The organism is Streptomyces sp. NPDC032745 (assembly GCF_055579465.1).
On the sequence record NZ_JBVING010000008.1, the window covers coordinates 323834 to 347598 of the forward strand.

Annotated in this window: 17 protein-coding genes and 1 pseudogene; 11 read left to right on the plus strand and 7 right to left on the minus strand. The window is 71.1% G+C overall.

Annotated elements, in window-relative coordinates; genetic code table 11:
* Positions 1-72: 72 nt before the first annotated feature.
* The 5 genes from kdpB (ACZ5WG_RS22620) to ACZ5WG_RS22640 all read right to left on the minus strand — a co-directional run bounded on the left by kdpB (ACZ5WG_RS22620) (position 73) and on the right by ACZ5WG_RS22640 (position 9799).
* Complete coding sequence (kdpB, locus tag ACZ5WG_RS22620; RefSeq protein ID WP_468725422.1) at positions 73-2223, minus strand: potassium-transporting ATPase subunit KdpB; 2151 nt, start codon at positions 2221-2223, stop codon at positions 73-75.
* Positions 2224-2503: 280 nt separating this feature from the next.
* The gene (locus ACZ5WG_RS22625) at positions 2504-4396 is read right to left on the minus strand and encodes an APC family permease (protein WP_468725423.1); all 1893 of its coding nucleotides are present in this window, start codon (positions 4394-4396) and stop codon (positions 2504-2506) included.
* On the minus strand, positions 4332-7100 hold the full coding sequence (locus ACZ5WG_RS22630; protein ID WP_468725424.1) for a sensor histidine kinase: 2769 nt from the start codon (positions 7098-7100) through the stop codon (positions 4332-4334). The genes ACZ5WG_RS22625 and ACZ5WG_RS22630 overlap by 65 nt, the downstream gene beginning before the upstream one ends.
* A 247-nt stretch (positions 7101-7347) precedes the next feature.
* Positions 7348-8154, minus strand: coding sequence for an SDR family NAD(P)-dependent oxidoreductase (locus tag ACZ5WG_RS22635; protein ID WP_468725425.1), 807 nt, complete (start codon positions 8152-8154; stop codon positions 7348-7350).
* A gap of 394 nt (positions 8155-8548) precedes the next feature.
* Positions 8549-9799 (minus strand): serine hydrolase domain-containing protein, encoded by a 1251-nt coding sequence (locus ACZ5WG_RS22640; RefSeq protein WP_468725427.1) that lies wholly within the window; start codon positions 9797-9799, stop codon positions 8549-8551.
* 73 nt (positions 9800-9872) lie between these two features.
* Here ACZ5WG_RS22640 and ACZ5WG_RS22645 point away from each other — a divergent pair, with 73 nt between their 5' ends.
* From ACZ5WG_RS22645 to ACZ5WG_RS22685, 9 genes are all read left to right on the plus strand, one after another.
* Entirely contained in the window at positions 9873-10616 is a 744-nt protein-coding gene (locus ACZ5WG_RS22645; protein ID WP_468725429.1) for a MerR family transcriptional regulator, read from the plus strand.
* Positions 10617-11234: 618 nt separating this feature from the next.
* Complete coding sequence (kdpF, locus tag ACZ5WG_RS22650) at positions 11235-11324, plus strand: K(+)-transporting ATPase subunit F (RefSeq protein WP_037836698.1); 90 nt, start codon at positions 11235-11237, stop codon at positions 11322-11324.
* Positions 11325-11360: 36 nt separating this feature from the next.
* The gene (locus ACZ5WG_RS22655; RefSeq protein WP_468725430.1) at positions 11361-12122 is read left to right on the plus strand and encodes a DUF4118 domain-containing protein; all 762 of its coding nucleotides are present in this window, start codon (positions 11361-11363) and stop codon (positions 12120-12122) included.
* A 269-nt stretch (positions 12123-12391) separates the two neighbouring features.
* On the plus strand, positions 12392-12481 hold the full coding sequence (kdpF, locus tag ACZ5WG_RS22660) for a K(+)-transporting ATPase subunit F (RefSeq protein WP_037836701.1): 90 nt from the start codon (positions 12392-12394) through the stop codon (positions 12479-12481).
* Positions 12482-12489: 8 nt separating this feature from the next.
* Positions 12490-14169: a potassium-transporting ATPase subunit KdpA gene (gene kdpA / locus ACZ5WG_RS22665; RefSeq protein WP_468725432.1), complete on the plus strand. Its 1680-nt coding sequence runs from the start codon at positions 12490-12492 to the stop codon at positions 14167-14169.
* Positions 14166-16265 (plus strand): potassium-transporting ATPase subunit KdpB, encoded by a 2100-nt coding sequence (gene kdpB / locus ACZ5WG_RS22670; protein WP_468725434.1) that lies wholly within the window; start codon positions 14166-14168, stop codon positions 16263-16265. Before kdpA ends, kdpB (ACZ5WG_RS22670) begins: the two co-directional genes overlap by 4 nt.
* Before the next feature lie 6 nt (positions 16266-16271).
* Positions 16272-16949 carry a potassium-transporting ATPase subunit C gene (locus ACZ5WG_RS22675; RefSeq protein ID WP_468725436.1) on the plus strand — a complete coding sequence of 226 codons (678 nt, stop codon included), beginning with the start codon at positions 16272-16274 and terminating at the stop codon, positions 16947-16949.
* 100 nt (positions 16950-17049) lie between these two features.
* The gene (locus ACZ5WG_RS22680) at positions 17050-17733 is read left to right on the plus strand and encodes a response regulator (protein ID WP_468725437.1); all 684 of its coding nucleotides are present in this window, start codon (positions 17050-17052) and stop codon (positions 17731-17733) included.
* A 40-nt stretch (positions 17734-17773) separates the two neighbouring features.
* A complete protein-coding gene (locus ACZ5WG_RS22685) occupies positions 17774-20317 on the plus strand; it encodes a DUF4118 domain-containing protein (protein ID WP_468725439.1) in 2544 nt (847 codons plus the stop codon).
* On the opposite strand, the pseudogene ACZ5WG_RS22690 reads toward ACZ5WG_RS22685, so the two are convergent.
* A pseudogene (locus ACZ5WG_RS22690) lies at positions 20310-21026 on the minus strand (cytochrome P450); the annotation flags it as partial. The gene ACZ5WG_RS22685 and the pseudogene ACZ5WG_RS22690 overlap by 8 nt on opposite strands.
* Positions 21027-21043: 17 nt before the next feature.
* Here ACZ5WG_RS22690 and ACZ5WG_RS22695 point away from each other — a divergent pair.
* Positions 21044-21355 (plus strand): TetR/AcrR family transcriptional regulator C-terminal domain-containing protein, encoded by a 312-nt coding sequence (locus ACZ5WG_RS22695; protein WP_468725441.1) that lies wholly within the window; start codon positions 21044-21046, stop codon positions 21353-21355.
* Between the two features lie 414 nt (positions 21356-21769).
* Here ACZ5WG_RS22695 and ACZ5WG_RS22700 read toward each other — a convergent pair whose 3' ends face one another.
* Positions 21770-22975: a PP2C family protein-serine/threonine phosphatase gene (locus ACZ5WG_RS22700; protein ID WP_468725442.1), complete on the minus strand. Its 1206-nt coding sequence runs from the start codon at positions 22973-22975 to the stop codon at positions 21770-21772.
* 251 nt (positions 22976-23226) lie between these two features.
* On the opposite strand from ACZ5WG_RS22700, the gene ACZ5WG_RS22705 reads away from it, so the two are divergent.
* Positions 23227-23760 carry a hypothetical protein gene (locus tag ACZ5WG_RS22705; protein WP_468725443.1) on the plus strand — a complete coding sequence of 178 codons (534 nt, stop codon included), beginning with the start codon at positions 23227-23229 and terminating at the stop codon, positions 23758-23760.
* Positions 23761-23765 lie beyond the last annotated feature (5 nt).

The window sequence follows — 23765 nt, forward strand, 5'->3', positions numbered from 1 at the left end:
GGACTCATCCAACCTCCGGGGCAGCGACGCCTCAAGGCCTCTTACGCGTCCCTGATCCGGCATTGACGGAACTCATCCGAGCCCGGGCACGGCAGACACCACGAGGTCGATGAGCTTGATGCCGACGAAGGGCAGGACGAGACCGCCGAGTCCGTAGACGGCGAGGTTGCGGCGCAGCAGGTCGTGCGCGGACGCCGGGCGGTAGCGGACGCCGCGCAGCGCGAGCGGGATCAGCGCCACGATGATCAAGGCGTTGAAGATGATCGCCGAGGTGATCGCGGAGGTCGGGCTCTGCAGGCCCATGACGTTGAGGGCCCCGAGGCCGGGGTAGGCCGACGTGAACATGGCGGGGATGATCGCGAAGTACTTCGCGACGTCGTTGGTGATCGAGAAGGTGGTCAACGCACCCCGGGTGATGAGGAGTTGCTTGCCCACCTCGACGATCTCGATGAGCTTCGTGGGGTTGGAGTCCAGGTCCACCATGTTCCCGGCCTCCTTGGCGGCCGAGGTGCCCGTGTTCATCGCCACGCCGACATCCGCCTGGGCCAGCGCCGGAGCGTCGTTCGTACCGTCGCCGGTCATCGCGACCAGCTTGCCGCCCGCCTGCTCCCTCTTGATCAGTGCGAGCTTGTCCTCGGGCGTCGCCTCGGCCAGGTACTCGTCGACTCCCGCCTCGGCGGCGATCGCCGCCGCGGTGAGCGGATTGTCGCCGGTCACCATGACCGTACGGATGCCCATGCTCCGGAGTTCCGCGAAGCGGTCCCGGATGCCGTCCTTGACCACGTCCTTGAGGTGGATGATCCCGAGGACCCGCGGTCCCTCCCAGTCGTGGGCGGCGACCAGCAGGGGCGTGCCGCCCGACCTCGACACGGCGGCGGCCCGGTCGGCGGTCTCGGCGGGCACGGTGCCGCCGCGCATCGCCACCCAGTCGGCGACCTGCTGCACGGCGCCCTTGCGGATGGCGCAACCGGTGCCGTTGTCCCAGCTCAGGTTGATCCCGCTCATCCGGGTCTTGGCGCTGAAGTGAACGAAGCGCGGGTTGCTCAGCTCGTGCTCCGCGGGAGCCGTCAGGCCGTACCGCTCGGCGAGGGCGACGACGGAGCGGCCCTCGGGGGTGTCGTCCGCGAGCGAGGAGAGCTGGGCGGCGTCGGCGAGCTTGCCGTGGTCGACTCCGGGCAGCGGGATGAAGCGCTCGGCTTCGCGGTTGCCGGTGGTGATGGTGCCGGTCTTGTCGAGGAGGAGAGTGTTCACGTCGCCCGCCGCCTCCACGGCCCGGCCGCTCATCGCCAGGACGTTGCGCTGGACGAGCCGGTCCATGCCCGCGATGCCGATCGCCGACAGCAGCGCCCCGATGGTGGTGGGGATGAGGGTGACCAGCAGCGCGACCAGTACGGCCGTGGCCTGGGCTGCATGCGCATGGCCGGCCATCGGCTGGAGGGTGATCACCACCAGGATGAAGATCACGGTCAGGGCGGCCAGCAGGATGTTGAGGGCGATCTCGTTCGGGGTCTTCTGCCGGGCCGCCCCCTCGACCAGGGCGATCATGCGGTCCAGGAAGCTGTGTCCCGGGCGCGAGGTGACCCGTACGACGACGGAGTCGGACAGGACGGTCGTACCGCCCGTGACACCGGACCGGTCGCCGCCCGACTCGCGCAGTACGGGCGCCGATTCGCCGGTGACGGCGGACTCGTCGATCATGGCGGCGCCGTCCACGACGTCGCCGTCGGCCGGGATCATCTCGCCCGCCTCGACGAGGACGAAGTCGAAGGGCTGGAGTTCCGCCGGGGTGACGGCCTCGGTCTGCGCGCGGCGCAGGTTCGTTCCGTACGTCCAGTGCTGCAGGCGCAGGGCCACCGTGTCCGTACGGGCCTTGCGCAGCGATTCGGCCTGGGCGCGGCCCCGGCCTTCGGCGACCGCTTCGGCGAGGTTGGCGAAGAGCACGGTCAGCCAGAGCCAGACGCTGATCACCCAGGTGAAGACCGACGGGTGCAGGAGCGCGGAGAGCGTGGTGAGAACGGAGCCGACCGCGACGACGAACAGCACCGGTTTGCGGACGAGTTCGCGCGGGTGGAGCTTGCGGACGGCCTCGCGTGCGGAGGCGGCGAGCTGGTCCGGCTCCAGCATGTTCACGGGACCGGGGCGCCTGCGGGACGGCCGGGTCACCGGGGGCGGCGGCGGAGTTCCGGGACCCGGAGGGATGTGCTGCGCAGCAGCGGAAGACATGGGAGTCGCCTTCTGTGGGATCGGCAGGGCGCCCACCGGCCATGGGAAGGCCGGTGGGCGCGAGACACGATTGATCGAGAGCGGTGGGAAAAGACCGCCGCCGGGTGCCTGTCGGCATGGCCCCCTCAGGCCGTCGTCATGCGAATGGGTCGGGCGCCCCGGCGGCGGGGACGGGCAGAAACTTACCGTCGGATCTGCGCAATTCCCTTTCACATCAAGGGAATTGGTGGCTTCTTGACGGCGGCGTGCGGAGGGCCGTCAAGGCCTCGTCAACGAGGTGTCAACGCGTGTCTTCGGTGATGTCGCTGACGCGGAAACGCAGTCGGCAGATCACCGCGTCCGTGTCGCGGCGTACGGCGTGGGCCACGACCGAGCCGCGCTGGTTCTGGAGCAGTCGCTGCCACAGGTGCGCGGGCTCGGTCTCCGGGATCAGTACGGTGATCTGCGAGTCCGGGTCAGCCGCGGTGAGCTCGCGTACGTAACCGGAGACAGGTCGGCCGAGGGCGCGGGTCTGCGAGCTGACCTCGACGAGCTCGACCCCGGGGTTCCACAGCTCCCAGTCGCGGCGCAGGGCCTCGGCGGCCCGCCGGTCCTCGGGGGCGGGGTGGGTGACGGTGACGGCGAGGACCTCGTCGCCCATCGAGCGGGCGGCGGTCAGGGCCTGGCAGGTCAGCTTCGAGAGCCCGGAGACGGGTACGACGACCAGCGAGCGGGCCCGCGTCGGGGACTGCGGGATCCGGCCGAGCTCCAGGCGCTCCCCGATGCGGGTGTAGGCCCGCTGCACCTTTTCGAAGCCGAGGACCAGCAGCGGCAGGGCGAGGGCGATGATCCAGGCGCCCTCGGTGAACTTGGTCGCGGTCACGACCACGGCCGCGACACCCGTGAGGAGTGCGCCGAAGCCGCCCAGGGCTGCCTTGTTCCGCCAGCCGGCGGGACGTTCCGCGGACCAGTGGCGGACCATTCCCACCTGGCAGATCGTGAAGCCGACGAACACGCCTATCGCGAAGAGCGGTACGAGGGTGTTGGTGTCACCGCCGGAGAAGACCAGCAGGGCGGCTGAGACCGCGGCCAGTGCGAGCACGCCGTGGCGGTGGACCTGGCGGTCGGCCTTCAGGGCGAACAGGTGCGGCAGGTAGTTGTCGCGGGCGAGCAGGCTCATCAGCACGGGCAGTCCGCCGAAGGAGGTGTTGGCGGCGAGCGCCAGCAGCACCATCGTCGCGAACTGGACCACGTAGAAGGCGGTGTTGTGCCCGAAGGAGGCGTCCGCCAGCTGCGCGAGGACGGTCACGCCCTCGACGGGCTGGAGGTGGAAGCGGCCGATGAGGACGGACAGGCCGATCAGCATGACGCCGAGCAGGGCGCCCAGCGCGACCTCGGTGCGCTGGGCGCGGCGGGCGGCCGGGGCGCGGAAGGACGGCACGGCGTTGGCGACGGCCTCGACACCGGTCAGGGCGGAGCAGCCGGCCGCGAAGGCCTTCAGCAGGAGCAGCGCGCCGACGGCACCCGAACCGTGCTGCAGGGCGCCCTCACCGAGGGCGGAGGCGTGTCCGGCCGCGGAGGCCGTGCTGACCGGGCCGTCCCGGAACAGGCCGACAGTGATCATGACGAGGATCGAGCCGACGAAGACCGCAGTCGGCACCAGGAAGGCCTTCGCCGAGTCGACCACTCCACGCAGGTTGACGCCCGTCACCAGCACCAGGACGCCCAGGCACATCCACACCCGCTCCCCGTACAGCTCCGGAAACGCCGAGGTCAGCGCGGCGACACCGGCCGTGACCGAGACCGCCACGTTCAGGACGTAGTCCAGGATCAGCGAGGCCGCGGCCACCAGGCTCGTACGCCGCCCCAGATGCCGCTTGGCCACGGCGTACGAGCCGCCGCCGTCCGGGAACGCCGCGATCACCTGCCGGTACGAGGCCACCAGCACCGCCAGCAGCACGGCGATCGCCACGGTCACCGGGAGCGTGAACCCCATCCCGTACGCGCCGGCCGCGGCCAGTACCAGAACGATCGATTCCGGCCCGTAGGCAACGGACGCCATGGCATCCAGCGAGAGCGCGGCCAGCCCCTGGAGCGCAGTGAGCTTGTGCCGGTCGCCGGCCCCGGTATCAGGGGGCTCCTCCGTGCCGGGGATCTGCGTCGCCGCATCCGTCGTACCTGTGTGCATGGCCATGGTGCCGGTCCCTCCGATCGAGCAAAGACGAGGGACAGCGTCCGGCCGGGAATGCGGCATCGCCAGCCATCTTGTCGACATCGATACGCCCGCCGTCCGACTCTTCACGCAGTCCTGACGACCTGCCCGAACCGCACGTGTGGCGTGCGTCAATTGACCGTACGCATCCGCCGGCGGCGGGGAGGGCGAGGACCATGGTCAGGCCACCGCCGGGGGTGTCTTCGGGGGTGAGCGTGCCGGCCATCGACTCGGTCAGGCCGCGCGCCAGCGCGAGGCCGAGCCCGACACCAGTGGTGTTGTCGGTGTCCCCCAGCCGCTGGAACGGTACGAAGGCCTTCTCCCGGTCGGCAGCGGGCAGCCCGGGCCCCCGGTCGATGATCCGGAACTCGACGCGGTCGACCAGGGCGCTGGCCGTCAGCAGGACCGAGGTCCCCTCGGGGGCGTAACGGGCGGCGTTGCCGAGGAGGTTGGCGATGACCCGCTCGAGCAGGGGCGGGTCGGCGAGGACGGCGGGGACCGTCTCCAGGCCCCGGGTCTCGACGGCAGGCGCGTCGGGCGGCAGGGATTCCAGTGCGGCCGGCAGCACCTCCTCCAGGACGGTGGCGCGCAGGCTCAGCGTCAGCGCCCCGGCCTGGAGGCGGCTCATGTCGAGCAGGTTCTCGATCAGCCGGCTGAGCCGGGCCATGGACTCGTCCGCGGTGGCGAGGAGTTCGGCCCGGTCCTCCTCGCTGAACTCCACGTCGCTGCTGCGCAGGGAGCTGATGGCGGCCCATCCTCCGGCGAGCGGCGTGCGCAGGTCGTGACTGACGGCGGCGAGCAGCGCCGTACGCATCCGGTCCGCGGCCTTGACGGGTTCGACCTCGGCGGCTGCCTCGGCGAGCCGGGCCCGTTCCACCGCAGCGGTGACGTGGGCGGCGAAGGCGGTGAGCACTCGGCGTTCGGAGGACGGCAGGGTGCGGCCGCGCAGGACCAGGTGGGTGTCCGGCCCGATCGGCACCTGTACCACGGGGACGCCTGCGCCGAGCGGAGCGGCAGAGGCCCTTGCCCCCGTTTCCGGTTCCGGTTCCTGTTCACGTACGGGCGGCGGTAACCGTACCGGCCCGGTCAGCAGCTCGACCGCGTCCATGCCGAAGGTCTCCCGCGCCCGTTCCAGGAGCGCGGGGACCGTCTGGTCGCCCCTGACGATCGAACCGGCCAGCGAGGAGAGCGTCTCCGCTTCGGCCGTCGCCCTCGCCGAGCGGCGCGAAAGCCGCAGCGACCGGTCCACCACGGCGGCCACCGTCCCGGCCACCACGGCGAACACGACGGTGGCCAGCACGCTGTCGAGGGTCGACGTGAACGCGCCGACGGGCGGAATGAACCAGTAGTTCAGCAGCAGCGAGGCGGTCACCGACGCGACGACCGCGGAGACCACCCCGCCCACGCAGGCCACGCCGACGACGGTGAGCAGGAACAGCAGCGCCTCGCTGGTGAGGTTGAGGCTGCCGCGCGTGTGGTCGAGGAGGAAGGTGAGGGCGATCGGCAGGACGAGGCCCAGGACCGGCCCCGCGATGAGCCGTGACGTCGGCAGCGTCCGTCTGCGGGACGGCAGCAGGCGCCCGCCGCCCGCCCGTTCATGGGTGACCATGTGGACGTCGATGTCCTCGGAGTGCCCGACGACCGTTTCCCCGATGCCGCGCCCGGTGAGGAAGCGTTCCAGACGGCTGCGGCTGCTGGTGCCCAGCACCAGCTGGGTGGCGTTCTCGGCGCGGGCGAACTCCAGGAGAGCGGTGGGGACACCGTCTCCGACGACGCAGTGGTAACTGCCGCCGAGGCTCTCGACGAGAGCCCGCTGCCCGGCCAGCGCGGCGGACGACGCCCCGGCGGCCAGGCCGTCACTGCGGGCGATGTGCACGGCGAGCAGGTCGCCGCCGGCGGACCGGGCCGCGATCCGGGCCGCCCGGCGGATGAGCGTCGCGCCCTCCGGGCCACCGGTGAGCGCGACCACGACCCGCTCCCGGGTCTCCCACACCCCGCCTATGCCGTGCTCCGAGCGGTATTTCTGCAGCGCCTCGTCGACCCGGCCGGCCACCCACAGCAGGGCGAGCTCGCGAAGGGCGGTCAGGTTCCCGACGCGGAAGTAGTTCGCGAGCGCCGCGTCGACCTTCTCCGGCGGATACAGATCTCCGTGGGCCATCCGGCGCCGCAATGCCTCGGCGGGCAGGTCCACCAGTTCGAGCTCGTCGGCACGGCGCACCACGTCGTCGGGCACGGTCTCGTACTGCGGCACCCCGGTGATCTTCTCGACCACGTCGCTGAGCGACTCCAGATGAGCGATGTTCACCGTGGTGACGACGTCGATCCCGGCGGCGAGCAACGCCTCGACGTCCTGCCAGCGCGCCGCATGGCGCCCGCCGGGGACGTTCGTGTGCGGGAGATCGTCGACCAGCGCCACCTGGGGCCGCCGCGCGAGAACCGCGTCCAGGTCCATCTCCGTGAAGGTGCCGCCCCGGTGCGCCCGCGGGGACCGCGGCACGACCTCGAGGCCGTCGGCCTTCTCCTCGGTTCGGCGGCGACCGTGGCACTCGGCGAAGGCGACCACCACATCGGTGCCGCGCTCGGCCCTGCGCCGCCCCTCGTCGAGCATCCGGCAGGTCTTGCCCACCCCGGGTGCCGCACCGAGAAAGACCTTCAGCCTCCCGGGCCGCACGTCCGCCGCCACCACCGAACCTGCCTCCTCATTCCCGACGGCCGCTCCGGCCCGCGGCCGGCCTGCCTGCGTGCGTGCCTTCCTGCGTGCGTGCCTTCCTGCGTGCGCGGTACACGACACGTCCAGGTCATCATCGGGCGAGCGGGGCCCCCGGCGAGGCCCGGCCCGAGGACCTTGACGCAGTTCTGTCGCGGGCCGCCGATCCACCGGCCCGCGACGTGCGGACTGCGGGCACGCAATCTCCGCGTGCGTGTGGATCCCTTCAGGCGGTGTGGCCGACGAGCAGGTCGGCGAGCTTGCTGAGGCGCCTGACGGTGCGGTCCTCGGTGGCGGCCGCGGCCGGGGCGACACGCCGGTCTCGGTCGTAGTAGGCGCCGTTGACGATCTCGAGCGCCGGGTCGCAGAGGCGTACGACGTGTGCCGCGCCCTCGGCGGCCGGCGCGCCCTCGTGCCCGTACAGGGGGAGCAGGCCGGTCTCGCAGACCCCCGGGTTGACGGAGACGGCGGTGACGCGCGGGTCGGCGGCGAAGACGGTGAGCGCCAACTGCGACTGGGCGTACGCGGCGAGGCGGGCGTAACGGCGGATGCGCTGCGGGTCGTTCCACTGGATCGCGGCGGTGCGGTGGAGCGAGGAGGAGACATTGACGACGCGGCCGCCGGGGTCGCTGGTCAGGGCCGGCTCCAGCAGGTTGGTGAGGAGGTAGTGGGCAAGGAAGTTCACCTGGAAGGCGATCTCGTTGCCGTCGGCGGTGAGGGTGTGGCGCTCGGGGGCGGCCATCGCGGCGTTGTTCACCAGCGCGTGCAGGTGCGGGTGGTCGCGGACGACGGTGTTGGCAAGGGTCTCGACCTCCTCCAGGCGGGAGAAGTCGGCGGCGAGCGGGCGCAGCAGGGCGGTGTCGACTGCGGAGGTGGCGACGAGCCGGTCCGCCGCGGCCTGGGCCTCCTCGGGCGTGCGGCCGTGGAGCAGGACCGTGGCGCCGCTCTCGGTGAGCAGCCGGGCGGCCTCGAAGCCGATGCCGGAGGTGGCCCCGGTGACCAGGACGGTACGGCCGGACAGCGATGAAGACATGTGTGTGTTCCTGTGGGTGGGCAGGCATGGCCGGTGCACCCCGCGCCCCGGCACGCGGCAGGGGTCGGGGGGGCGGGGGCATGCGATGAAAGGGGAGGGAACGCGTTCGCGTTCGCGGCCGCGACCACGGCCTCTCCGGGCCGGTCGTGGCGTGCACGCAAAGGGCGTAGGGCCGGTTTCAGACAGCCGTACGGGCAGCGGACGCCGCCGGCGGCACCGTATTCGGAGGCCGGTCTTCGTAACGCGGACCGCTGTTCATGCACCCCATCCCACCGCATCCCGGCAGGCCGGGGCAAGCACACGGGCCCCGGATTGACGGGCTCCTTACGGTCGGGCCGGACAAGGCCGTCGGAAGCGCCCTTTCGGGCGCCCGACGCTGCTTCGACGACACTCCCTATTGGCCCGGCGTCGGGGAATGGCCCGGGCAGAACTCGGCCTTGAGCACGTCGGTGAAGGCATTGATCGGGTAGTTCCAGTCGCCGTTGGAGTTGACCGAGACCATGTGCGTGCCGTTGCGGGTGCCGAAGGTGTACGTCCAGGAGCCGTTGATGGCGCCTCCCATGCCCCAGACCGTCGCGCCGCACGGCAGTTTCAGCGAGGCGACTCCGAGGCCGTAGGCGGTGTCCGGGATCCACCTCTCGGTGGCGACCATAGTGAACATGTCCTGCTGTTGTTCGGGCGGCAGCAGCCGGCCGCCCAGCAGTGCACCGAAGAACCTGTCGAGGTCGCCGGCCGTCGAGATGACGCCGCCGGCCGCCCATCCCCAGGAGGGGTTGAGCTCGGTCACGTCGTGGATCCCGGCGTCGGGCGTGGTCATCATCAGCTTCGAGTAGTGCCGCCCGTGGGGTCCGCGGATCAACGGATCGCCGCTGCTCGGCAGGTACGTTCCGGTGAGCCCCAGCGGGCGTGCGATGCGCTGCGCGATGGCGTCGGCCAGCGGCCGGCCGGTCACCCGCTCGATGATCATTCCGGCGAGGAAGTAGGGGGTGTTGGAGTATCCCCAGCCGGTGCCGGGAGCGAAGGTGGGCGGATGGGAGACGCCGATCTGGACGATCTCCTCGGGGCTGTAGCGGTCGAAGCGGTGCTCGAGGAACGGCGTGTCCGCACCCCGGGCCCTCATGACCTCGTCGTTGACGTAGTCGAAGATCCCGCTGGTGTGGTTGAGCAGCTGCCTGATGGTGATCTTTTCGGGCTCGTACCCCGGTCCGCGCACGGTGCCGGGCAGCCACTTCTCCACCGAGTCGTCGAGACTGAGCCGGCGTTCGGCCGCGAGTTGCAGCATCACGGTGGCCGTGAACGTCTTCGTGGTGCTCCCGATGCGGAAACGGTCCTGGGGGCGGCGCTGCCGGCCGGTCGAGGTGTCCGCCACCCCCGCCTCGCCGAACCACGTCTCGCGGCCGTCGCGGATCTCGGTCAGGATGCCCGGCACGCCCCCCTCGGCCACGGCACGGTCCAGCACCTGCTGGACCGTTGCATGGTCGGTACGGACCGGCGCGGCGGACGCCGTGGGAACCGCGATGGCGATCTCGGTCACTGCCGCCGTGGCCATCAGCAGCCGCAGGCCTGCGCGGCCCAGTCGGGTGAGCCGCGGCTTCGCTGCGGAGGCGGCTGCGGGGACCTGTCGTGTGTCTGTCGTCGTGTTCATGATTAGATCGTCCGACCCTGACGCAGGGTCAGGGTCAAGCGGCTTCGTACGACGATTTCCGGGGGGACCAGGGATGCTGACGATCGGCCAGGTCGCGGCCCATCTCGGCGTGACGGTGCGGGCCGTCCGCCATTACCACCAGAGGGGCCTGCTGGCCGAGCCGGAGCGTGATGCATCGGGGTACCGGCGCTACGGAGCCGATGCGGTCGTTGCCCTGGTACGGATCAAGACGCTGTCGGACGCCGGCGTCCCCCTGGCGCGGATCGAGGAGCTGATGGGCGCCTCGCCCGAACAGTTCTCCGCCGCGGTCTCGGCGATCGACGACGAACTGAAGGGCCGGATCAGGGACCTGAAACGGCGCCGGATCCGCATCGCCGAGCTGTCCGCGGGTGATGCCCTGTTCCTGCCGGACGAGGTCGTGGTCCTGCTGGCACGACTGCGGGAGATCGGTCTGAGTCCGGAGGCGGTGCGCACCGAGCGCGACACGTGGATCCTGCTGGCGGCGCAGTACCCCGACCAGGTGCCGCAGTGGGCCCGGCAGAAGCAGGTCCTGTTCGAGGATCCCGCCTTCCGGCGCTTGTACCTGACCACCGATCAGGCTGCCGGCTGGGACCGGGACGATCCACGCCTGGAGGCTCTCGCGGACGAGGTGAACGGCTTCGGCGGGCTCCGGACGCCGGAATCGGACGGCGCCGAGCCGGTCCTCGCGCTCGACGCCCTGGTCGCAGTCACTCTCATGGCGGCCCGGACCGGCAAGCCGGTACCCGCCTGGGAGCGGCTCATCGAACTGTGCCGGATCCGGGCGAACACCGGCTGACGTGCGCCGGCAGGGCCGACCGGCACTCCGGTCAGCGGTGGTCCATGTCGGAGACCTTGAAGACCGCGCTCGCGGTCTGATGGCCTTGTCGACCGAGCGCCCCAGGGCCGGCCCGGGGCAGTACGGCGATACCGGCTGCGGCCCGGGCATCTCCCGCCCGGTTTGCAGTCCTGCCCGGGCTTCGGCCCGGGCACGGGTGTCACCTCGCCAGCCCGACGGTGTCGAGCGGCCTCCGCCAAGCGATGCGCCGGCGTACGGCGTCCAGGTCACGCCCGGCCTGCCCTCGCCGAAGGCGTTGCCCAGCACTTCCCGCAGCCGCGACACCGCCGCGGCCCGGGATTCGGCGAGCAGCGGGGTGCCGCCTCCGTGGCGCCGGCCGGCCGGTCCGCCGAGAGGCGGCTGCCCGCTCCGGCGGCCGGGGCCGCCCCACTCCAGCCGGGCCGGCTCCCGGTCCAGGCCACCTGAGGGCTAAGGCGAACGGCCCGTGGTCGCCGCTGTCGGGAAAGCGTATGAAACACATCAAAAGGCGGCGATTGCCCGATACGCCGGCGCGCGGTGCGGGCACTGTGGAGGTGGGTGGAACACCGCCCCTGCCAGGAGAACCGGGAGACGTGGTCCATGGACGCTGAGAACGTGGTCGGGCTGATCATCGCACTCGCTCTGCTCGGCTATCTCATTGCCGCCCTGATCAAGCCCGAGAGGTTCTGACCCGGGAGACCAGCGTGTCCGGACGGGAGGCTTCACATGTCCGGGTATCGGCTCCACGACCGCATCGCCCTGATCTCGGCCCTTGTGGCCCCCTTCCTGGTGGCACTCGCGCTCGTACCGTTCCGTACGGATCTTTCGGCGACGAACGCCGCCCTGGTCCTGGTCGTCGCGGTGGTCGCCGTCGCCGCTCTCGGCACCAGGGCGGCCGGCGCCCTCGCCGCGCTGTCGGCCGCCGCCTGGTTCGACTTCTTCCTGACCCGGCCGTACGGACGCTTCACCATCACCGACAGTGACGACGTCCAGACGGCCGCCCTCCTGCTGGTCGTCGGCCTGATCGTCTCCCAGCTCGCGGTCCGCGCACGCCGCCTCCAGGGCGCCGTGGTCACCGACGCCTCGCACCTGTCCCAGCTGGAGGGCACGGCCCGGCTCGCCGAAGCCGGGGACTCCCCCGAAGCCGTCGTCGAGCACGTGCGCCGCGAGCTCGTGAGCCTGCTGAACCTGCGCGGCTGCCGCTTCGAGTACGGGTCGCTCATGGGCCACCTCCCGCGCCTGGAGCACGACGGCAGCCTGTGGCTCGGCCTCGACACCGGGGAGACCGAGGCGACGTACTGGCCCGACCGGTGGCCGGACGGCGAAACCGAGCTGCGTGCCGTCGGCGGCGGGCACTACTACGGCCGCTTCCTGCTCGACCCGCCCCCCGGTCCCCTGCCCTCGGAGCAGGCCCGCCTCGTCGCCGTCGCCCTCGCCGCGCAGGCCGGCGCAGCCCTCGACTCCGCCGGTCTGGCCCGCCGCGGCTGAGCCCCCGCCCCGGCGGAGCCCCCGCACCGCCGGGCTGCCGGGCCGTTTCTGCGTCAGGGCGGCATCAAGAGTTCCGGCCCGCCCGTATGGAGCCCGTCAAGAGGTCTTAACGCCCGGCTGAGCTCGAGGTTTGCTCTACATCGGCCGTCTGGCCGAAATCCATTTCATCACTTCATCCAGGAGCTCACGATGGCCGATCTGGCCTTCGTCGTCACCACGGTCGCGGTCTTCGCGCTGGTGGCTCTCATCGCCCGAGGGGCGGCCAAGCTGTGACCGCCGAGAACATCGTCGGCCTGCTCGTGGCCGTCTCCCTGCTGGGTTACCTCGTCCTCGCCCTTGTGTACCCGGAGAGGTTCTGAGCACTGATATGAGCCCCGTAACCGCTGGTGTGCTGCAGCTGCTCGCGCTCGTCGCCGCGCTCGCCCTCGCATACCGTCCGCTCGGTGACTACATGGCCCGCGTCTACTCCTCCGAGAGGCACTACCGCCCGGAGAAGTGGATCTACAAGGCCATCGGCGCCAACCCCTCGGCCGAGATGCGCTGGCCCGCGTACCTGCGCGGGGTCCTGGCCTTCTCCGCAGTGAGCGTCCTCTTCCTCTACGCCCTGCAGCGCCTGCAGGGCAGCCTGCCCGGCTCGCTCGGCTTCGTGTCGATCGACCCCGACCAGGCCTTCAACACCGCCGCGTCCTTCGTGGCGAACACCAACTGGCAGTCGTACTACGGCGAGCAGGCCATGGGCCACGTCGTGCAGACGGGCGGCCTCGCGGTGCAGAACTTCGTCTCGGCAGCGGTCGGCATGGCCGTCGCCGTGGCCCTCGTACGGGGCTTCGCCCGCTCGCGCACCGGCGAACTCGGCAACTTCTGGTCCGACCTGGTGCGCGGCACCGTCCGGATCCTGCTGCCCATCTCCGTGATCGGCGCGCTGATCCTGGTCGCCTGCGGTGTCATCCAGAACTTCGCCGGCATCCACGAGGTCGGCCAATTCTTGAATCAGCACGGCATGGGCGGCAGCCAGCAGTGGAACGGCGGGGCGGTGGCCTCCCAGGAGGTCATCAAGGAGCTGGGCACGAACGGCGGCGGTTACTTCAACGCCAACTCGGCCCACCCCTTCGAGAACCCCACCCCGTTCTCGAACCTCTTCGAGATCTTCCTGATCCTGGTCATCCCGTTCGCGCTGACCCGGGCCTTCGGCCGCATGGTCGGCAACCTCCGCCAGGGCTACGCGATCCTCGCGACCATGGGCATCATCTGGCTCGGGCTCACCGCGCTGATGATGTGGACGGAGTTCGCCCACCACGGTCCGGCGTTCGACATCGCCGGCGGGGCGATGGAGGGCAAGGAGACCCGCTTCGGAATCGGCGGCTCGTCCATCTTCGCCGTCGCAACCACGCTGACCTCGACCGGTGCGGTCAACTCCTTCCACTCCTCCTACACCGGCTTCGGCGGCGGCATCGCGATGCTGGGCATGCAGCTCGGCGAGATCGCGCCCGGTGGTGTCGGTTCCGGCCTGTACGGCATGCTGATCATGGCGATCATCGCGGTGTTCATCGCGGGCCTGATGGTCGGCCGCACCCCGGAGTACCTGGGCAAGAAGATCGGCACCCGCCAGATCAAGCTGGCCGCCTGCTACATCCTCATCACCCCGGCACTGGTGCTCTGCTTCACCGCCGCCGCGATGGCGCTCCCGACGCCCGGCAACTCGATGGCCAACCCGGGTGCGCACGGCTTCTCCGAGATCCTCTACGCCTACACCTCCGGCGCCAACAACAACGGCTCCGCGTTCGCCGGCCTGAACGCCGACACGCAGTGGTTCAACAGCACCATCGGCATCGCCATGCTGCTCGGCCGCTTCCTGCCGATCGTCTTCGTCCTGGCTCTGGCCGGCTCGCTCGCCGAGCAGCAGCCCGTACCGGAGACGGCGGGCACCCTCCGTACCGACAAGCCGCTCTACGCGGGCCTGCTCGTCGGCACGATCGTCATCATCACCGGTCTGACCTATTTCCCCGCCCTCGCGCTGGGTCCGCTCGCTGAAGGGCTCGCCTCATGAGCACCATCACCCCCACCCGTGCTCCACACGAAGACCTGCCCACCGGGCACAAGGCCCCGGCGGGGCGCGTCGGCGGCGGTCTGTTCGACCCCAAGGCGCTGCTCAAGTCCTTCCCCGACGCGGTCAAGAAGCTCGACCCGCGCGTCATGGTCAAGTCGCCGGTCATGTTCGTGGTCCTCGTGGGGTCGGTGGTCACCACCGTCCTCGCCGTCAAGGACCCGACGGACTGGTTCGGCTGGGCGATCACCGCCTGGCTGTGGCTGACCACCATCTTCGCCAACCTCGCGGAGGCCGTGGCCGAGGGCCGCGGCAAGGCCCAGGCCGACACCCTTCGCAAGGCGAAGACGGACACCGTCGCCCGCCGTCTGACCGACTCCGGCGAGGAGCAGGTCCCGGGCACGGAGCTCCGCATCGGCGACCTCGTGGTCTGCGAGGCCGGCGACATCATCCCGGGCGACGGTGACGTCGTGGAGGGCGTCGCCTCGGTCGACGAATCGGCCATCACCGGTGAATCGGCCCCCGTCATCCGCGAGTCGGGCGGTGACCGCAGCGCGGTGACCGGCGGTACGAAGGTCCTCTCGGACCGGATCGTCGTCAAGATCACGACGAAGCCCGGCGAGACCTTCATCGACCGCATGATCGCCCTCGTCGAGGGCGCGGCCCGGCAGAAGACGCCCAACGAGATCGCCCTCAACATCCTGCTGGCGTCGCTCACCATCGTCTTCCTGCTCGCCGTCGTCACCCTGCAGCCGTTCGCGATCTACGCGGACGCCGAGCAATCGATGATCGTGCTGACCGCCCTGCTGGTCTGCCTGATCCCGACCACCATCGGCGCCCTGCTCTCGGCCATCGGCATCGCCGGCATGGACCGCCTCGTCCAGCGCAACGTGCTGGCCATGTCGGGCCGTGCGGTCGAGGCCGCCGGTGACGTGTCGACCCTGCTGCTCGACAAGACGGGCACGATCACCCTCGGCAACCGCCAGGCGGCCGAGTTCGTCCCGGTCAAGGGCACGACGGAGGCCGAACTGGCCGACGCCGCCCAGCTGTCCTCGCTGGCCGACGAGACCCCCGAGGGCCGCTCGATCGTGGTCCTCGCGAAGGAGAAGTACGGGCTGCGCGAGCGCCACCAGGGCGAGCTCGCCCAGGCCGAGTGGATCGCCTTCACCGCCCAGACCCGTATGTCGGGTGTGGACGTCGACGGCAGGAAGACCCGCAAGGGCGCCGCCGGCTCGGTCATCACCTGGGTCAAGGAGCAGGGCGGGCAGGTCGCCGACGACGCGGACCTCCTCGCCAACCGGATCTCGGAGGCGGGCGGCACCCCGCTCCTCGTGGCCGTCGAGGACGAGAAGGGCGCCCGGATCCTCGGTGTCATCCACCTCAAGGACGTCGTCAAGGAGGGCATGCGCGAGCGGTTCGGCGAACTGCGCCGCATGGGCATCAAGACGATCATGATCACGGGCGACAACCCGCTGACCGCGAAAGCCATCGCGGAAGAGGCCGGCGTCGACGACTTCCTCGCCGAGGCCACCCCCGAGGACAAGATGGCCCTCATCAAGCGGGAACAGGCCGGCGGCAAGCTCGTCGCGATGACCGGCGACGGTACGAACGACGCCCCGGCCCTCGCGCAGGCGGATGTCGGCGTGGCGATGAACACGGGCACCTCGGCCGCCAAGGAGGCCGGGAACATGGTGGACCTGGACTCCAACCCCACCAAGCTCATCGAGATCGTCGAGATCGGCAAGCAGCTCCTCATCACCCGGGGCGCGCTCACCACGTTCTCCATCGCCAACGACGTCGCGAAGTACTTCGCGATCATCCCGGCCATGTTCGCCGTGGTCTACCCGGGCCTCGACAAGCTCAACATCATGGGCCTGCACTCGCCGAACTCGGCGATCCTGTCCGCGGTCATCTTCAACGCGCTGATCATCATCGCGCTGGTGCCGCTCGCCCTGAAGGGCGTGCAGTACAAGCCGACCAGCGCCGACAAGATGCTCCGCCGCAATCTGGGGATCTACGGACTCGGCGGCCTCGTCGCCCCGTTCATCGGCATCAAGATCATCGACATGCTCATCACCCTCATCCCCGGAATCGGTTGATCTGCCATGAACAACTCCGTAGGCAACACCGCCCGTCTGCTCGGCGCCGGACTGCGCGCCCTCCTCGTCCTGACCGTCATCTGCGGCGTGCTCTACCCGCTCGCCGTCACGGGCATCGCCCAGGTCGCCTTCAGCGACAAGGCGAACGGTTCCGAGATCAAGGACAAGAGCGGGCGGGTCGTCGGATCGTCCCTCATCGGCCAGACCTACAACCTTCCGAAGAACGACCCGAACGACGCCGAAGAGGCCGCGAAGCCGGACCTCAAGTGGTTCCAGCCGCGCCCCTCCAACGGCCTCGGCTCCAACAGCGTCAACCAGCAGTACTCCCTGATCCTCTCCGGCGCCACCAACAAGGCGGGCGACAACCCGGACCTGGTCAAGCTGGTCACCGATGCCAAGGACGCCGTGATCGCGGACAACTCCACGGCGACGTACAAGGTCAAGCCCTCGGACGTGCCGGCCGACGCCGTCACCTCCTCCGGCTCCGGCCTCGACCCGAACATCTCCCCGCAGTACGCGAAGATCCAGGTCCACCGGGTCGCGGAGCAGAACGGCCTCGACGTCAAGCAGGTCGAGCGGCTCGTCAAGGACAACACCACCGGCCGCACCCTCGGCTTCATGGGCGAGCCCCGCGTCAGCGTCCTGGAGCTGAACATCGCGCTCAAGGCACTGACCAAGAGCTGATGGCCGTCCTGCTCCCTCGGACGGGAATCCGGTGGGGCGCGGAAGCTCCGCGCCCCACCGGTTCCTTATCCGCCCCCAACGAAGAAAGGCTGTACGCCCCATGACCCGGGTGCTCGTGGTGGAGGACGACCCCCAGCTCGTGCGTGCGCTGAAGATCAACCTTCAGGCGCGCAAGTTCGACGTGGTGGAGGCCGGAGACGGCCGCTCGGCCATCCGGCTCGCCGCCGACCGCAAACCGGACGTCATCCTCCTGGACCTCGGCCTGCCGGACATGGACGGCGTGGACGTGATCAAGGGCGTGCGCGGCTGGAGCCGGGTGCCGATCCTCGTGCTGTCCGCGCGCCACACTTCGGAGGAGAAGATCCGCGCCCTGGACGCCGGTGCGGACGACTACGTGACGAAACCGTTCAGCATGGACGAGCTGCTGGCGCGTCTGCGGGCCGCCACCCGGCGGCAGGAGGACCCCGCCTCCCCCGCCGGCCCGTCCGGGATCACGACCGACGAGTTCAGCGTCGACCTCGCGGCCCGGAAGGTGGTGCGCGGCGAGCGCACGGTCCGGCTGACCCCGACCGAATGGCACCTGCTGGAGCTGCTGATCGCCCATCCCGGCCATCTCGTCTCCCAGCGCAGGCTGTTGCTGGAGGTGTGGGGGCCGACGTACGCGGAGCACACCAACTACCTTCGGGTCTACATGGCCCAGCTGCGACGCAAACTGGAAGCGGACCCGTCCCACCCCCGGTACCTGATCACCGAGCCGGGCATGGGCTACCGCTTCGAACCCTGACGGACACAGCACATCGAGTGGAACGAGAAGTCGGCACCAGATGAGACGCGGAAAGCTCCGGATCTACCTCGGCTCGGCACCGGGCGTCGGCAAGACGTACGCCATGCTGTCCGAGGCACACCGCAGGATCGAGCGCGGCACCGACTGCGTCGTCGGCTTCGTCGAGCACCACAACCGGCCGCGTACGGAGGTGATGCTGCACGGCCTCGAGATGACCGCGCGACGCGAGATCGCCTACCGCGACAGCACCTTCACGGAGATGGACGTGGACGCCCTGCTGGCGCGCCGGCCCGCCGTCGCCCTCGTGGACGAGCTCGCGCACACCAATGTCCCCGGCTCGCGCAACGCGAAGCGCTGGCAAGACGTCGAGGTGCTGCTCCAAGCGGGCATCGACGTCGTCACCACGGTCAACATCCAGCATCTGGAGTCGCTGGGCGACGTGGTGGAGTCGATCACCGGTGTCCGGCAGCGGGAGACCGTTCCCGACGAGGTCGTCCGGCGCGCGGACCAGATCGAGCTCGTCGACATGTCCCCGCAGGCGCTGCGCCGGCGGATGGCCCACGGCAACATCTACAAGCCCGACCGCGTCGACGCGGCCCTGTCCAACTACTTCCGGCCGGGAAACCTCACCGCGCTGCGCGAGTTGGCGCTGCTCTGGGTCGCCGACCGGGTGGACGAGTACCTCCAGGAGTACCGCGGCGAGCACAACATCCGCTCCACCTGGCAGGCCCGCGAGCGCATCGTCGTGGGCCTCACCGGCGGCCCGGAGGGGCGCACGCTGATCCGGCGCGCCGCCCGGCTCGCCGAGAAGGGCGCGGGCGGTGAGGTCCTCGCCGTCTACATCGCGGCCAGCGACGGCCTCTCCTCGGCCTCCCCCAAGGAACTGGCCGTCCAGCGCACCCTGGTCGAGGACCTCGGCGGCACCTTCCACCACGTCATAGGCGACGACATCCCGCACGCCCTGCTGGAGTTCGCCCGGGGTGTCAACGCCACGCAGATCGTGCTCGGCGTCAGCCGCCGCCGGCCCTGGCAGTACGTGTTCGGTCCGGGGGTCAGCGCCACGGTGGCCGTGGAGTCGGGCCCCGACATCGACGTGCACATGGTCACGCACGACGCCGCCGCCCGCGGGCGGAGCCTGCCGGTCGCGCGCGGCGCCCGGCTGGGCCGCTCGCGCCTCATCTGGGGCTGGCTGACCGGCGTCGTCGGCCCCGCGCTGCTGACGCTGCTGCTGCACGAGGTCGTACCCGAGCTCGGGCTCGCGAACGACATGCTGCTCTTCCTGACGTTCACCGTGGCCGCCGCGCTGCTCGGCGGGCTGCTCCCGGCGCTCGCGTCGGCCGCGTTCGGCTCACTGCTGCTGAACTACTTCTTCACTCCGCCGCTCTACCAGCTCACCATCTCCGACCCCCGCAACATCGTCGCCATCTCGATCTTCGTCGGTGTCGCCGTGTCCGTGGCCTCCGTCGTGGACCTGGCCGCCCGCCGTACTCACCAGGCCGCCCGGCTGCGCGCCGAGTCCGAGATCCTGTCCTTCCTCGCCGGCAGCATCCTGCGCGGCGAGGATTCGCTCGAGGCCCTGCTGGAGCGGCTGCGCGAGACGTTCTCGATGCGGTCCGTGGCCCTGCTGGAGCGCACCGACGAGGTCGAACCGTGGACCACGGCCGGCACCGTCGGCCTCGATCCGGTCAGCCGTCCCGAGGACGCCGATGTGGACATGCCGATCGGCGAGAACATGGCCCTGGCGCTGTCCGGGCGGGTCCTGCCGGCCGAGGACCGGCGCGTGCTCGGGGCGTTCGCCGCGCAGGCGGCCGTCGTACTCGACCGCCAGCGCCTGGTCGACGAAGCGGGCAAGGCCCGTGAACTCGCCGAGGGCAACCGGATCCGCACGGCTCTGCTGGCCGCCGTCAGCCACGATCTGCGCACACCGCTCGCCGGGATCAAGGCGTCCGTCACCTCGCTCCGCTCCGACGACGTCGAATGGTCCGAGGAGGACAGGGCCGAGCTCCTGGAGGGCATCGAGGAGGGCGCCGACCGGCTCGCCGCGCTGATCGGCAATCTCCTGGACATGTCCCGCCTGAACACGGGCTCGGTGGTTCCGCTGATCCGGGAGACCGACCTCGACGAGGTCGTCCCGATGGCGCTGGGCGGCGTACCCGACGACAGCGTCGAGCTGGACATCCCGGAGACCCTGCCCATGGTCGCCGTCGACCGCGGGCTGCTCGAACGGGTCGTGGCCAACGTGGTCGAGAACGCCGTCAAGTACAGCCCGCAGGGCCAGCCCGTGCACGTCGCCGCCAGTTCCCTGCTCGACCGGGTCGAGTTGCGGGTCGTGGACCGCGGCCCGGGCGTTCCCGACGAGGCCAAGGACCGGATCTTCGAGCCGTTCCAGCGGCACGGGGACGCCCCGCGCGGAGCCGGGGTCGGCCTCGGGCTCGCGGTCGCCCGCGGTTTCACGGAGGCCATCGGCGGCACGCTGACCGCGGAGGACACCCCGGGCGGCGGGCTCACCATGGTGCTCACCCTGCCCACGGCCGGGGACACCCCGCCGGCTGCGCCGGAGCTGCCGGCGTCGGTGGTCACGTAAGGGTGACCGGGAGCCGGTGCACGCCGTAGATGTTCATGCCGGTACGCAGCGGTACGTCCGCGGAGGGGACGGCGAGGCGCAGCCCCGGGAACCGGGCGAGGAGCGCGGGGAGGGCGACGCGCATCTCGGCACGGGCGAGTTGGGCGCCCAGGCACTGGTGGATGCCGTGGCCGAAGCCGAGCTGTCCGGTGGCCTTGCGGCGGATGTCGAGGGTGTCGGGGTCGGCGAAGCGGAGCGGGTCGCGGTTGGCGGCCTCGACGGAGAGGGTGACGCTCTCGCCGGCCTTGATGGTCCGGCCGTCCAGTTCGACGTCCTCCAGGGGCACCCGGACCATGGTGTGGGCGACGCTGAGGTAGCGCATCAGCTCTTCGACGGCGCTGTCGGCGAGGCCCGGATCGGCGCGCAGGGCGGCGAGTTGGTCCGGGTGGCCGAGCAGGGCGAAGGTGCCGTGGGCGAGCATGTTGGCGGTGGTGTCGATGCCGGCGCCGAGCAGGAAGCCGCCGAGGCCGGCGAGCTCCTCCTCGGTGAGGTCGCTCTCGGTCAGGTCGCTGAGCAGGTCGTCGGTCGGGGCCGCCCGCTTCGCCCGCACGAGCACGGTCATGTACTCCTGCTGCCCTGCCATGGCGGCTGACCGTTCCTCCATGCTCGTCAGGGCCACGGTGTGGTCGTGGAAGGTCCTGCGGTCCTCGTAGGGCACACCGAGCAGTTCGCTCCCGCTGCGAGCTCATGAGGGGGTGGGACCTCGACTGGGCCGTGAACACCGCCTGCACGTTCGTGGCGGGCTCGGCCATCGACGAGGCGATGACGGCGGCGATGACGAAGGCGCAGATCCGGCCGGGCAGGGGCGCGGAGGGCGACGGTCCGGTGCAGGACGTGGTGACATGGGCGACCGGGATCGCCTCCCGGTACCCCCGGCTGCGTGCCCGCCTGGAGGAGCATGCGGTGGCCGACCCGGCCGAGATGACGCACCGGAAGTTCGAGTTCGGAATCGAGGCCATCCTGGACGGCCTCGAAGCCCGACTGGCCCGGCTGGCCTGACTGGCACAGCCGTCCACGTAGGCCGCCCGGCCGCAGCACCCCCCTGGAGCTGCCGACCGAGCGGCCCTTGTGTCGTGCGACGGCGACGAACGGGAGCACGGTCCGTCGCTTCCGGCCCCCCACGGGCCGGTCCGGTGGGCGTCGTCCCGGCAGTGTCAGGTCACCAGCCGCTCAGCCGCCGCCCGGTCGCCCGCGAACCCGTCTCGCGCTGCCGTCGCGAGATCATTCTGCGCCCCCATCACCCCGCCACCAGCCCGTCTTGACGCCTCCCTTCCGCCCAACCCCCCATCCTTGACGGCCTGCTGACGACTCCCCCACCCAGCGTCGGCGACGAGCCGCCGGGACTGTCGGCCCGGCTGCGCGATCTGCCGGCAAAAGACCTGGACGTCTTCGTCCGCGCCGCGATCGCTGACCTCACGGCCTGCGGCGGCGGATGCGGGCCGCGAGTACCGCGACGTCGTCCTCGGCGTGGCGGGCGTCCAGGCCCGCCACCACGGCGTCCACCAGATCCTCCACCGCCGCACCCACCGGCAGCCGCAGTCCGGCCAGCCGGGCCAGCGACGCGTCGATGTCCTCGCCGCGCCGTTCCACCAGCCCGTCGGTGAACATCAGCAGGGTCTCCTCGGTGGTGATCGCCCGGGTGACGCCTTCGTAGCCGCCCACCCCGGTGCCCAGCGGCGGACCCACCGGCACGTCGACCAGGGCCCCCGAGCTGTCCGCCCCGAAGATCGCGGGTGGCAGGTGGCCGGCGCTGGCGAAGTCCGCGACGCCTCGCGTGGGATCCATCCGCACCAGCAGGCAGGTGGCCGGCCGGCGGGCGGGATCCTCGGCGACCAGGGCGTCCAGCTGGCGCAGCACGCGGTGCGGGGCGAGATCCGTGGAGGCCACGTCGCGCAGCGTGGAGCGGTAGGTGTTCATGTCCACGGCGGCGTCGAGCCCGTGGCCCATCACGTCGCCGACGACCAGCAGGGTGCGGCCGAAGTGGAGCCGGACCGTCTCGAACCAGTCCCCGCCCACCAGGGCCCTGGAGCCCATCGGCAGATAGCGGCTGGCCATCTCCAGATTCGGGTGCGGCCGACCCGGCTCCGCCACCAGCGCGCGCTGCAGGTTCATCGCGGTGTCCTCGGTGGCGGCCAGCTCCCGGGCATGGCCGAGGTGCACCGCCGCCAAGCGGGCCGCGAAGTGGATCGTCGCCGCCTCGTGGTCGCTGAAGCCGCCCCGGGCGCGTACGGCGAGCACCGCGCCGAAGACCCGGTCGCGGGCCAGCAGCGGAACCGAGACGAGGTGCGCGGGGGCGCCGCCGGAGAACACCACCCACTCGGAGAGCGGATGTCCGCCGTCCGTGGCCCGTACGGAGGTCGACCCGTCGGCCGGGGCGGTCAGCAGTCCGAGGGCCCCGGCCACCGCGACCCGGTTCAGCCCGCCGTCCTCGGCCCTCAGCTCCACCGCGACCGCGTCGCACAGGTTGCGGAACAGGAAGCCGGCCAGTTCCTCACACGTGGTGGTCTCGTCGAGCCGCGTCCCGATCTGCTCGGCCGCGGCTTCCGTCGTCCGCAGCCGCGCGAGCAGCGCCTCGTACTCCCCCGGGGGCCCGGCGGACCTCCCGTCATGCTCCGACAAGACACCTCCCCGGCCCGGCAGCCGAAGAAGCCATTCCACCAGCCCGAACCGTCACCCGCACGTGCGCCGCGCGCCTGCCGGGCGCGCGGATCACCGCAGACCGATCGCCGCGGGGGGCGGCGAGCTGTCGGCGACCGGCCGGCGGGCGCCGTCGGCCGGGGCGTCGAGGAACGGGGAGGCGAGAGCGCCTCGTCAACCCCCGTTGCCAAGTAGAGTCAGGCGACTCAATGATCACGGGGGAAGTCATGGCCATGCCCATATCCAAGATGCGAGGTGCGGCGGTCGTCGCCGTAGCCCTGGCGGCGCTCGGCGTCTCCTGCGGGACGAGCCCGAAGGGGAGCGCGTCGCCCGGCGGCTCGTCCGCCCCGAGCAGCGCACCCGCGGCGACCCCGAGCGCATCGAGCTCCGCGGCGCCCAACGCCTCGGCGCCGGTCTCGCCCTCGGCGTCCCGTACGCCGTCGGCCCAGAGCTCCGAGCCGGTGAGCCTGGTACGGGACGCCTTCGCGGGCCTCCAGGCCACCCTGGGCGAATCGTGTACCCCGGGGAACTGCGCCTACTTCCTCGGGCGGGTCCACGACGAACTGCACCGCATGGATGCGGCGATGAAGGCCGACCCGAAGGGCCCCGGCCACTTCCCCGAGCCGATCGCCCTGATCAAGAAGCTCGACGCGGAGCTCGCCGGGGACCGCTCCTTCGAGAACCTGAAGAAGCACCAGACCCTGCTGCTCGGCACCCGCGACAAGATCAACATCTGGATGCAGGGCCACCCGGACGACTACCGCTGACCCTT